The 11,339-nt window shown below is 62.3% G+C and carries 9 protein-coding genes; all 9 read right to left on the bottom strand.

Features of this window, described 5'->3' with window-relative positions; genetic code table 11:
* Positions 1-93 precede the first annotated feature (93 nt).
* Positions 94-345 (bottom strand): preprotein translocase subunit SecG, encoded by a 252-nt coding sequence (secG, locus tag E3T39_RS03120; RefSeq protein ID WP_092340102.1) that lies wholly within the window; start codon positions 343-345, stop codon positions 94-96.
* A 128-nt stretch (positions 346-473) separates the two neighbouring features.
* Entirely contained in the window at positions 474-1,274 is an 801-nt protein-coding gene (tpiA, locus tag E3T39_RS03115) for a triose-phosphate isomerase (protein ID WP_174845082.1), read from the bottom strand.
* Positions 1,265-2,479 (bottom strand): phosphoglycerate kinase, encoded by a 1,215-nt coding sequence (locus E3T39_RS03110; protein ID WP_134513249.1) that lies wholly within the window; start codon positions 2,477-2,479, stop codon positions 1,265-1,267. The genes tpiA and E3T39_RS03110 overlap by 10 nt, the downstream gene beginning before the upstream one ends.
* Positions 2,480-2,489: 10 nt before the next feature.
* Positions 2,490-3,497, bottom strand: coding sequence for a type I glyceraldehyde-3-phosphate dehydrogenase (gene gap, locus E3T39_RS03105; RefSeq protein WP_134513248.1), 1,008 nt, complete (start codon positions 3,495-3,497; stop codon positions 2,490-2,492).
* Positions 3,498-3,593: 96 nt separating this feature from the next.
* A complete protein-coding gene (locus tag E3T39_RS03100) occupies positions 3,594-4,220 on the bottom strand; it encodes a superoxide dismutase (RefSeq protein ID WP_134513247.1) in 627 nt (208 codons plus the stop codon).
* A gap of 124 nt (positions 4,221-4,344) precedes the next feature.
* The gene (whiA, locus tag E3T39_RS03095) at positions 4,345-5,334 is read right to left on the bottom strand and encodes a DNA-binding protein WhiA (protein ID WP_134513246.1); all 990 of its coding nucleotides are present in this window, start codon (positions 5,332-5,334) and stop codon (positions 4,345-4,347) included.
* An 81-nt stretch (positions 5,335-5,415) separates the two neighbouring features.
* Positions 5,416-6,291, bottom strand: a complete 876-nt coding sequence (rapZ, locus tag E3T39_RS03090; protein ID WP_134513245.1) for an RNase adapter RapZ — start codon at positions 6,289-6,291, stop codon at positions 5,416-5,418.
* Positions 6,292-6,364: 73 nt separating this feature from the next.
* On the bottom strand, positions 6,365-8,266 hold the full coding sequence (gene uvrC / locus E3T39_RS03085; protein WP_134513244.1) for an excinuclease ABC subunit UvrC: 1,902 nt from the start codon (positions 8,264-8,266) through the stop codon (positions 6,365-6,367).
* A 13-nt stretch (positions 8,267-8,279) separates the two neighbouring features.
* The gene (gene uvrA, locus E3T39_RS03080) at positions 8,280-11,147 is read right to left on the bottom strand and encodes an excinuclease ABC subunit UvrA (RefSeq protein ID WP_134513243.1); all 2,868 of its coding nucleotides are present in this window, start codon (positions 11,145-11,147) and stop codon (positions 8,280-8,282) included.
* Positions 11,148-11,339 lie beyond the last annotated feature (192 nt).

Here is an 11,339-nt window from a genome sequence, read left to right as displayed (position 1 = left end):
AGGTTCGAGCTGTTATTGGTGTTACTGCTGTTGTGCTGTGCCGTCGAGATCTACGCCCGGAAAGTTCAGGCTAACCCCGCACGGGGCGAAAAGTTAAGCCCCTGTGTCGAACTTGGTGATCAATCCGAGAACTACGATGCAGGAAATCCAGAGCAGACCCAGAATGACCGTGATGCGATTGAGGTTGCGCTCGGCAACGCCCGACGCTCCCAGGTTGGAAGTTACGCCGCCGCCGAACATGTCCGACAATCCACCGCCCCGTCCCTTATGCAACAGAATGAGCATGGTGAGCAGGAGGCTTGTAATTCCAACGAGCACCTGCATGACGACCTGGAGAATCTCCACACGAAACCTTTCAAAACACGGTGGGCGCAACTCGGGCGCCAAGACCATCGTAATTATACTCTGCAGGCAGGAGCGAGGTTGTTGCCGCACGGGCAACCACCTCGCTCCTTACTGTCGGGGGCGCCGGTTTAGAGGCCGACGTGCTTCTGATACCGAATAATGCTGGAAAACTCCGGAATATCCAAGCTCGCACCACCGACGAGCGCTCCGTCGACATTGGGCTCCCGCATGAACGCGGCGATGTTGCTGCTCTTGACCGATCCGCCATAGAGGATGCGGGTCTTGTCGGCGACGTCTTGTCCGAGGGTATCGGAGAGAACCCCACGCAGCGCGGCAGCTACCTGCTCGGCTTGCTCTGGTGTGGCAGCCTGGCCGGACCCAATAGCCCAGACCGGCTCATAGGCCACGACGATGTCCACGGCGTTCGTGACGCCCGCAAGAGCGGCACGCAGCTGGGCGACCGGAACCGCACTGGGCCCATGAACGGCGAGGTCCTCGGTGCTCTCTCCGACGCAAATCACCGGCACGAGGTTGTGCTTGAGGGCGGCGGTCACCTTGGAGGCGACCTGCTCATCGGACTCGTTGTGCAGGGTGCGGCGTTCGGAGTGACCGATGATGACGTACTGGCACTCGAGCTGGGCCAGGAAGGCACCCGAAATCTCACCGGTGTACGCCCCCGAATCGTGTGCCGACACGTCTTGCGCGCCGAAGGCGAGCGGAAGCTTGTCCGCCGAGATGAGGGTCTGCACGCTGCGCAAATCCGTGAACGGGGGGAACACGGCTACCTCGACTGCGGCGACATCGTGGCGGGAATCCTTGAGATTCCAGGCGAGCTTCTGCACGAAAGCGATTGCCTGCAGGTGGTCCAGGTTCATTTTCCAGTTGCCCGCAATCAGCGGTGTGCGCCGAGGGTTGATGTTCACTGCCATCCGAGGACCTCCAGTCCTGGGAGACGCTTGCCTTCGAGAAATTCGAGGCTCGCGCCGCCGCCGGTAGAAATATGACCGAATTGGTCGTCGTTGAAACCGAGAATGCGCACGGCCGCGGCGGAGTCTCCGCCACCGACCACGCTGAGGCCGGTGACCTCGGTAAGGGCAGCGGCCACCGTGCGGGTGCCCTCCGCAAAGGGAGCAAGTTCAAAGACACCCATCGGGCCGTTCCAGAACACCGTCTTCGACGCTCGAATAATCTCAGCGAACGCTTGCGCTGTGTCCGGCCCGATGTCCAGGCCGAGTCCGGTCGCACCGAACGGGGTGTTCTCGATGCCGTCGGCCGGGGTGATCACGTGTTCGGCATCTGCACCGAACTTCGACGCCACGACGACGTCGGTCGGCAGCACGATCTTGACGCCGAGACGTTCCGCTTCAGCCAGGTAGCCACCGACCGTGTCGATCTGGTCGATCTCCAGCAGGCTGGCGCCGACTTTGTGCCCCTGGGCGGCCAGGAAGGTGAAAAGCATACCGCCGCCGATGAGCAGGGAATTCACTCGGGGAAGCAGATGCCCGATCACGCCGAGCTTGTCGCTGACCTTGGAGCCACCGAGGATGACCGTGTAGGGCGCCTCGGGCTTTTCGGTGAGCCGATCGAGCACGTCGAGCTCGGCCGCGATCAGCAGGCCGGCAGCGCTCGGAAGCAGTGCGGCGAGATCGAACACGCTGGCCTGTTTGCGGTGCACGACTCCAAAGCCGTCGGAGACGAGCGCGTCGCCGAGCAGGGCGAGCTGCTCGGCGAACGCGAGCCGCTCGGCATCCGCTTTGCTGGTTTCACCGGGGTTGAAGCGCAGGTTCTCCAAAACGACGATGTCGCCGTCCTGCAGGGCCGCGACCGCTCGGGTAGCGGAGTCGCCGACGGTATCGGTGGCAAAAGCCACCGGGCGATTCACCAGTTCGCTCAAGCGAGCGGCGACCGGCTTCAGGCTGTATTGGGTATCAGCGACCCCGTCGGGGCGCCCGAGGTGAGAGACGATCACCACGCGGGCGCCCTCAGCGACGAGGGCGTTGAGGGTGGGCAGTGACGCCCGCACTCGTCCGTCGTCGGTGATCTGACCGTTTTTCAACGGCACATTCAGGTCGAATCGGACAATAACCCGCTTGCCGCCGAGCGGTCCGAGCGAGTCAATAGTGCGTAACGTCACCGCGCGGCCGTTAGAGTCGCTCGGCGACGAACTCGGTCAGGTCCACGAGGCGGTTGGAGTAACCCCACTCGTTGTCGTACCAGGAAGCGACCTTGACCTGATCACCGATCACCTTGGTGAGCCCGGCGTCGAAGATCGAGGAGTGCGGGTCTCCCACGATGTCGCTGGAGACGATCGGGTCCTCGGTGTAGCTGAGGATGCCCTTGAGGGGACCGTCTGCTGCGGCCTTGTAGGCCGCGTTGACTTCTTCGACCGTTACCGGGCGTGATGCCGTGAGTGTGAGGTCGGTGATCGATCCGGTCGGAACCGGGACGCGCAGGGCGTAACCATCGAGCTTGCCGACACTCTCCGGGATGACGAGGCCCAGCGCCTTGGCGGCGCCAGTCGACGTGGGAATGATGTTGAGCGCGGCGGCGCGAGCACGACGGAGATCGCTGTGCGGGCCGTCCTGCAGATTCTGGTCAGCAGTGTAGGCATGGATGGTCGTCATGAGGCCACGCTCGATGCCGAAGTTGTCAAGGAATACCTTGACGAGCGGCGCCAGGCAGTTTGTCGTGCAGGACGCGTTCGAGATGATGTCGTGAATCGCGGAGTCGTAGGTGTCCTCGTTCACACCGAGCACGAGCGTCGCGACGTCAGCACCCGTTGCTGGGGCCGAGACGATGACCTTCTTGGCGCCGGCTTGAATGTGCTTCTGAGCGTCGACGGCCTTCGTGAAGCGACCGGTGGACTCGATGACGATTTCTACACCCAGCGCCCCCCAGGGCAGGTTGGCCGGGTCGCGCTCGGCAAGCACCTTGATGGGCTTGCCGTTGACAATGATGTTGTCCCCGTCGACCTCGACGGTAGCGTTCAGGCGGCCGCCGACGGAGTCGTATTTGAGAAGGTGCGCGAGCGACGCGGGGTCGCTGAGGTCGTTGACGGCGACAATTTCGATGTCGCTGCCCTTGGCGAGGGCTGCTCGGAAGTAGTTCCGACCGATGCGGCCGAATCCGTTGATGCCGATCTTTACGGACACAAATAGCTCCTGTTGCTGAAAGGGCGCCGCAAGGCGCGATGAAAAGAATGCGGGAGAAAAACGGCGGTGCCCCGAATCGCTCGGGGCACCAACCGGCTACGAGAGTAGCAGCAGGCCGTTCGTCTTCTCGCGCGCGACGGTGAAACGCTCCTGCACGTTTGCCCAGTTGGCGATGTTCCAGAAGGCCTTGATGTAGTCGGCCCGCACGTTGCGGTAGTCGAGGTAGTAGGCGTGCTCCCAGACATCGAGCATGAGGACCGGAATGGTTCCGGCAGCGAAGTTGGACTGCTGGTCGAAGAACTGCTGGATGATCAGGCGCTGCCCGATGGAATCCCAGGCGAGGACTGCCCAGCCGGAGCCCTGCACGCCGAGTGCGGCCGCGGTGAAGTGCGCCTGGAACTTGTCAAAGGAACCGAAGTTGTCATCGATCGCCGCAGCGAGCTCGCCGACCGGCTTGTCGCCGCCGTTCGGGGACAGGTTGGTCCAGAAGATGGAGTGATTGACGTGGCCGCCGAGGTTGAAGGCGAGGTCTTTTTCCAGCTTGTTGACGTTGGCGAGGCTTCCGCTGTCGCGGGCCTCCGCGAGCTGGGCCAGTGCCGTGTTGGCGCCTGTGACGTACGCCTGGTGGTGCTTGCCATGGTGGAGTTCCATGATGGTGCCGCTGATGCTGGGCTCGAGTGCCGAGTAATCGTAATCAAGGGTGGGGAGGGTGTATTCAGCCATTACTTATCTCCTTGTGAGTTGTGCCACCACACTTGGTGTGACGGCGTTGTAAGCGACAATCCAGTCTAACCGCGCGCGTTCGCAGTCACAGAATTCATGATCTCGCGCCCGATCATGGTTCGATTCACACGGGCGCTAAGTCGTCGGGGTGAATCGGATAGCCGACGTCGGTTCCTTCGATGCCGAGTTCGACCGCCTTCTTGTCTGCCATTGCGAGCAGGCGTCGAATTCGGCCGGCGACGGCGTCCTTGGTCATTGGCGGATCGGCGTGGTGCCCCAGTTCGTCAAGACTGGAGTCACGAAAGTTAAGACGCAGGTCTCCCGCGTAGCGCAGGTGCTCGGGGATATCGTCACCGAGGATGTCCATCGCTCGCTGCACCCGGGCGCAGGCTGCGACCGCTGCTTCGGCGGAGCGACGCAGGTTGGCGTCGTCAAAGTTAACCAATCGATTCGCAGTGGCGCGCACTTCGCGGCGTTGGCGCAAGGTTTCCCAGTTGAGCACCGTATTGGTGGCACCCATGTGCACGAGCATGGCCCCAATGGCGTCGCCATCACGGATTACGACGCGGTGCACCCCCCGGACCTCGCGCGCCTTGGCGGCGACGCCGAGGCGTCCGGCCGCTCCGACGAGAGCCATGGCTGCCTCATTGCCGGGACAAACGACTTCGAGCGCCGCTGATCGGCCCGGATCGGTCAGCGTGCCGTGGGCGAGGAAAGCGCCGCGCCAGACGGCGGCGATTTCCTCTTTAGAGCCTGTCGTCAGACGGTTGGGCAGACCGCGAATTGGGCGGCGGCGGGCATCCAGCAGGCCGGTTTGTCGCGCCAGTGTCTCGCCTCCCTCGATGACCTGGACGAGGTAATGGCTGGACTGACGGATCCCGGTGGCAGCGATGACCTGCAGTGCGCTGCGTACCCCATAAAGTTCAGCGAGATCTTTGCGCACCCTTCGAGCCAGGATGGCAGTGTCGAGTTCGGACTCGATCGCGATGCGGCTGCTGATCATGTGTAATCCGCCGGAGAACCGGAGAATTGTGGCCAGTTCGGCCGCGCGCACGGTGGTCTTGGAGACCTCCACGCGCGAAAGTTCATCTTTAACGTCGGCGGTGAGTGCCAATCGCTTTTCCATTCTGTTGATCAGTTGCGTTACATCTGAGTGGTGAAAGCCTGGGGAGCTGGATGCTGCGCCCGGGCTCGCTTATTCGCGTCCGAGGTCGCGGTCCTTGATATTGACCGCGACACCGGGAAGTTTTTCAAGCCGAGAGGCCAGTTCCCTGGCCATAGCAACAGAGCGGTGCTTGCCTCCGGTACAGCCGATGCCGATGGTGGCGTGTCGTTTGTTTTCGCGCTGGTAGCCAGCCAACACCGGCGCCATGGCGGCGGCGTAGTGGTCGATGAAATCGAGGGCACCAGTTTGAGCAAGTACAAAGTCTCTCACCTCCGGCTCGACGCCGGTGTGCGCGCGCAACTCGGGGATCCAGAACGGGTTCGGCAGAAAGCGGGCATCCGCGACCAGATCGACGTCCGTCGGTAGGCCGTATTTGAAGCCGAAGCTCATGATGGTTAGCTGCACCCCCGCGCGACCCTCGGCCGCGAACCGCTCGGTGATCGTCGTCGCGAGCTGGTGCACGTTGAGGTCAGAGGTGTCTACAACGAGGTCACTCGATTCCCGAACGGCAATCAGCCGAGAGCGCTCCGCTGAAATACCGTCGAGAAGGGTGCCGTCGCCTTGAAGCGGATGCGGCCGGCGCACGGATTCAAACCTGCGCACGAGCGCGTCGTCCCTCGCCTCGAGAAAAATAACCTGCACCTGGGTGTTGCGACGGAGCTGCTGCACGGTTTCGAGAAAATCACCGAACAGGTCGCGGCCGCGAATATCCACGACGGCAGCGATCTTGGGCAAATTCGTGCCAGCCCGTTCGACCAGATCGACCAGGGGCCGCAGCATTTGCGGCGGAAGATTGTCGACGACGTACCAGTCCAGGTCTTCCAACGCGTTGGCTACGGTGGAGCGTCCCGCCCCGGACATTCCCGTGACGATCAGCACTTCCTGCTTGTCGGGGTCCGTAGTCATTCTTGGAAATCGCCTTAATGAGAAGTTGATGGACTAGCAAGCCTACCGAGCGCTGGCCGGTTTCGGGTTTCGTTCAGGCGCGCAGATGGGCGTAGATGGACTCGGCCAGGACCGGGCCGATGCCGCGGACATCCGCTATTTCCGCCACCGAAGCCACCTTGAGGCGCGCTACCGAACCGAAATGTTGCAACAAAACTTTTACCCGGGCCGGCCCTAGCCCCGCGATCTCACCCAAAATCGAGGAGATATCCTTCTTGCGGCGAATGCGCTGGTGAGTGATGGCGAACCGGTGGGCTTCGTCGCGGATGCGCTGGATTAAAAACAGCGCGTCACTGTTGCGGGGCAGAATCACCGGGTAGTCGGAGTCGGGCAGCCAGATTTCTTCGAGCCGCTTGGCGATCCCGCACAGTTGGATTCCGGTCACGCCCGATTCGGCCAGGGCACGTTTGGCGGCGGCCACCTGCGGCTGGCCGCCGTCGACGATGAGCAGGTTTGGCAGGTACTTGAATTTGGCGCGCTTCTGCTCGACCTGGCCGATGTCGCTTATTTCGGGGGCGCCGGGCGCGGGGTTTGATGCATCCGCAGTAACGGGATCTGGTTTCAGGTAGGCGAGGCGTCGTGTGAGAATCTGATATATCGAGTCGGTGTCGTCGGTAGATTCCGGAATGTTGAACCGTCGGTATTCGTCTTTGCGGGGCAACCCGTCTTCGAAGACGACCATAGACGCGACAATATTGGTGCCGCTCAGGTGCGACACGTCGTAGCACTCCATGCGCAACGGAGCATCCGGCATCTCGAGGGCGTCCTGAATATCTTCCAGGGCCTTGGAACGTGCGACGAAGTCTGAACTGCGACGGGTTTTGTATAGCATCAGCGCCTGCTTGGCGTTGTTGCTCGCTGTTACGAGCAGAGCCGCCTTTTCACCGCGCTGGGCGGCAACGAGTCGCACCTTGCGACCGGCCAGGTCAGCTAGCCACGCCTCGAGGGCCTCCGCGTCTTCTGGCAGCTCGGGGAGCACGATTTCGCGCGGCGGCAACGCGTCATGGTTGTAGGCCGTCTGCATCATGGAGTCGATGAGTTCACTCATGGTGACGTCGAGCTCCTTGTCGACCATCCACCCGCGCACGCCGCGGATACGTCCGCCGCGCACGATGAACAACTGCACGGCCGCCGCCAACTCGTCTTGCTCGATGGCGAACAGGTCGATGTCGACGTTGTCGCGCAGCACGACGGCGCTCTTTTCAAGGACGGCGTTGAGTGCCCGCACCTGATCGCGCCGTTTGCCGGCGATTTCGTACTGTTGCGCGGACGCTGCGTCTTTCATCTCCTGGGTGAGCTCGTTGATGAGTTTCTTGTCGTGACTGCCCATGAAGCTCACGAATTCGTTGACGATTTTTCGGTGATCCTCCATCGAAACCAAGCCGGAGCAGGGGCCGAAGCAGCGCCCTATCTGGCCGGCGAAACATGGCTTACCGCTCTGCATCGCCCGCTTGTAATTGGCGTTGTTGCAGGTGCGGATGGGGAAAGCCTTGAGCATGAGTTCAATGGTTTCGTGTACCGCCCACACCTTGGGGTACGGACCAAAATAGCGAGCACCCTTGATGCCCTCGGTGCGAGTGACCAGAGCACGCGGCGCCTCGTCGCCCAGGGTGACGGCGAGATACGGATAGGACTTATCGTCCTTGAACTGCACGTTGAACGGCGGATCGAACTCGTTGATCCACATCCACTCAAGCTGCAACGCTTCGACCTCGGTGCCGACGACCGTCCACTCGACCCCGGTCGCGGTGGTCACCATGCGCCGGGTGCGTTCGTGCAGGCTGTGCAGCGGAGCGAAGTAATTGCTCAGCCGGGCGCGCAGGTTTTTAGCCTTGCCGACATAGAGGATGCGTCCGGTCGCGTCGCGAAACCGGTACACGCCGGGGGACGTCGGAATCTCGCCCGTTTTCGGACGATAGCTCAGCGCGTCAGACATGCCGTTCGGCCGCCTAGCCGGCCGCCAGGACCTCCTTCAGGAAGGAACCCGTGAAGCTCTTCTTGACCGTGGCCAGGTGTTCGGGCGTGCCGGTCGCGAGCACTTTGCCGCCACCGGATCCGCCCTCAGGACCGAGGTCGATCACCCAGTCGGCGGACTTGATGACGTCGAGGTTGTGCTCGATGACGATTACGGTGTTGCCCTTGTCGACCAGGCTGTTGAGCACCAGCAGCAGTTTGCGTACGTCTTCGAAGTGCAGGCCCGTCGTGGGTTCGTCCAGGACGTAGACGCTGCGACCGTTGGAGCGTCGCTGCAGCTCAGTAGCGAGCTTCACCCGCTGGGCTTCGCCGCCGGAGAGTGTGGTGGCGCTTTGGCCAAGCCGCACGTAACCGAGGCCGACCTCGACCAGTGTCTTGAGAAAGCGGTGGATCGACGAGATCGGTTCGAAGAAATCGGCCGCCTCGCTGATCGGCATGTCGAGCACCTCGGCGATGTTTTTGCCCTTGTAGTGCACGGTGAGGGTGTCGCGGTTGTACCGGTCTCCCCCACACACCTCGCAGGCTACGTACACGTCGGGCAGAAAGTTCATTTCGATCTTGATCGTGCCGTCGCCCGAGCAGGCTTCACAGCGCCCGCCCTTGACGTTGAAGCTGAACCGGCCGGGTAGGTAGCCGCGCGTCTTGGATTCGATGGTTTCCGAGAATAGGGTGCGGATCTTGTCGAACACGCCGGTGTACGTGGCCGGGTTGGAACGGGGCGTGCGACCGATCGGTGCCTGGTCGACGTGGATTACCTTGTCGAGCTGCTCCAGGCCGGTGACCCTGGTGTGCTTGCCCGGCAGCTTGCGGGCACCGTTGAGCCGGTTGGCGAGTACCCGGTAGAGGATGTCGTTGACGAGCGAGGACTTACCGGAACCGCTCACCCCGGTGACTGCGGTGAACGTGCCGAGGGGGAAAGTCACCGAGATCTTCTGCAGGTTGTTCGCCTCGGCACCGGTGACGCCGATGAGTCGTTCCGGATCAATCGGGCGGCGAGACTTCGGCGTGGCGATGGACTTGCGACCAGACAGGTAGTCTCCGGTGAGTGATTTGGTGTTGGCCAGCAGTCCCTCGTACGACCCGGAGTGCACGACGTGGCCGCCGTTTACTCCGGCGCCCGGCCCGATGTCAACGACCCAGTCGGCTGTTTTGATGGTGTCTTCGTCGTGCTCGACCACGATGAGCGTGTTGCCGAGGTCACGCAGGGTGACGAGGGTCTCGATCAGGCGGCGGTTGTCGCGCTGGTGCAGGCCGATGCTCGGCTCGTCGAGTACGTAGAGCACCCCGGTGAGGCCGGAGCCGATCTGGGTCGCCAAGCGGATGCGCTGCGCCTCGCCGCCGGACAGGGTCGCCGCAGCACGAGCAAGGTTGAGGTAGTTCAGCCCGACCCGAATGAGAAAGTCGAGACGTGCCCGAATCTCGCGCAAGACCTGGGCGGCAATGGCAGCCTCGCGGTCGGTGAGCGTGAGCTTGTCCATGAACTCTCGCGCGTCGCTCAGACTGAGCGCGCAGACATCCGCAATGCTCGCCTCGTGTACGAGCACGGCAAGAACCTCGGGCTTGAGCCTTGTGCCCTTGCAGACGTGGCAGTCGACCTCGCGCAGGTACTCGGACCAGCGCTGACGCTGGGTGTCGCTCTCGGCCTGCAGGTACTGGCGTTCGATGTACGGCACTACGCCTTCAAAACCGGATGTATAGCTCATTTCGCGGCCATAACGGTTCTTCCACTTGACCCGAACCTCGAAGTTGTCGCCGCGCATGACGGCGTTCTGTACCTCGCTGGACAATTCGCCCCAGGGTGTGTCGAGGGAAAAGTCGAGGTCGCGGGCGAGGCCGTCGAGCAGTTTCTCGTAGTACTGGAACAGGCCCTTGCCCTGGGTAGTCCAGGGCAGCACGACGCCCTCCGCGATGCTCAGGTCGGGATCGCCGAGCAGCAGGTCTTCGTCGACGGACATGCGCGTGCCGAGGCCGGAGCACTCGGGGCAGGCGCCGAACGGGGCGTTGAACGAGAATGTGCGCGGCTCGATTTCGGTCAACTGCACCGGGTGATTGTTCGGACAGGACAGCTTTTCGGAATAGCTCTGCCAGGCCTTGTCGCCCGCTTCATCGAGAAAATTGATCTGCACGACGCCGTCGGTGAGCTTCAGGGCCGTCTCGAGCGAGTCGGTGAGACGGCTGAGCAGTTCAGGGCCTGCGACGAGGCGGTCGACGATAACCGCGATATCGTGCTTCTGCTGCTTCTTGAGCGTGGGCGGTTCACTGAGCTGAATCTGCGTGCCGTCGACGATCGCGCGGGAATAACCACCACCGGCGAGTTCCTGGAACAGGTCGACGAACTCGCCCTTTTTCTGCGAGACGACCGGACTGACCACCTGGTAGCGGATGCCCGCCTTCAGCTCCATGAGCTGGTCGGCGATCTGCTGCACGGTCTGGGACTGGATGATCTCACCACAGACGGCGCAGTGTGGCACACCGATTCGGGCCCAGAGCAGGCGCATGTAGTCGTAGATTTCGGTGATCGTACCCACCGTGGACCGCGGGTTGCGGTTGGTCGACTTCTGATCGATCGACACTGCCGGGCTCAGGCCCTCGATGAAGTCCACGTCGGGCCGGTCAACCTGCCCGAGGAACTGCCGGGCATACGCCGAAAGCGACTCGACGTAGCGGCGCTGACCCTCGGCGAAAATGGTGTCGAAGGCGAGCGACGACTTGCCCGAACCCGAGAGACCGGTGAAGACCACGAGCGAATCGCGCGGAATCTCCAGATCGACGTTGTGCAGATTGTGCACGCGGGCTCCGCGCACACTGAGTTTCGGACCGGTTTCTACCTTCGTAATTGACACCTATCGAGTCTATGCAACGCCACCGACACTGCTGTACAACGGCTGCCGCCGAGAGCGAACACACGGTTACCCGGTTGTTGTTAGAGCGTATGCATATAGTCAGCTGGCGGCACTCGTTGAGGACCGCGGCAGTCCTAAGAACGGGTGCCGCGGTCCCTAACACGTGCCGTGACGGTGCGATTCGACGCGTGG

It is taken from the genome of Cryobacterium suzukii, from assembly GCF_004403185.1.
In the GTDB taxonomy this organism is placed as follows: Bacteria; Actinomycetota; Actinomycetes; order Actinomycetales; family Microbacteriaceae; genus Cryobacterium; species Cryobacterium suzukii.
The sequence above is the reverse complement of the archived record's forward strand: the minus strand, read 5'-3'. Positions and strand labels throughout refer to the sequence as shown.

Coding starts and splice junctions, on each gene's coding strand:
- tpiA (WP_174845082.1), bottom strand. CDS start 1,274: ATGGCAGTGAACATCAACCCTCGGCGCACACCGCTGATTGCGGGCAAC.
- E3T39_RS03100 (WP_134513247.1), bottom strand. CDS start 4,220: ATGGCTGAATACACCCTCCCCACCCTTGATTACGATTACTCGGCACTC.
- rapZ (WP_134513245.1), bottom strand. CDS start 6,291: ATGACTACGGACCCCGACAAGCAGGAAGTGCTGATCGTCACGGGAATG.
- uvrC (WP_134513244.1), bottom strand. CDS start 8,266: ATGTCTGACGCGCTGAGCTATCGTCCGAAAACGGGCGAGATTCCGACG.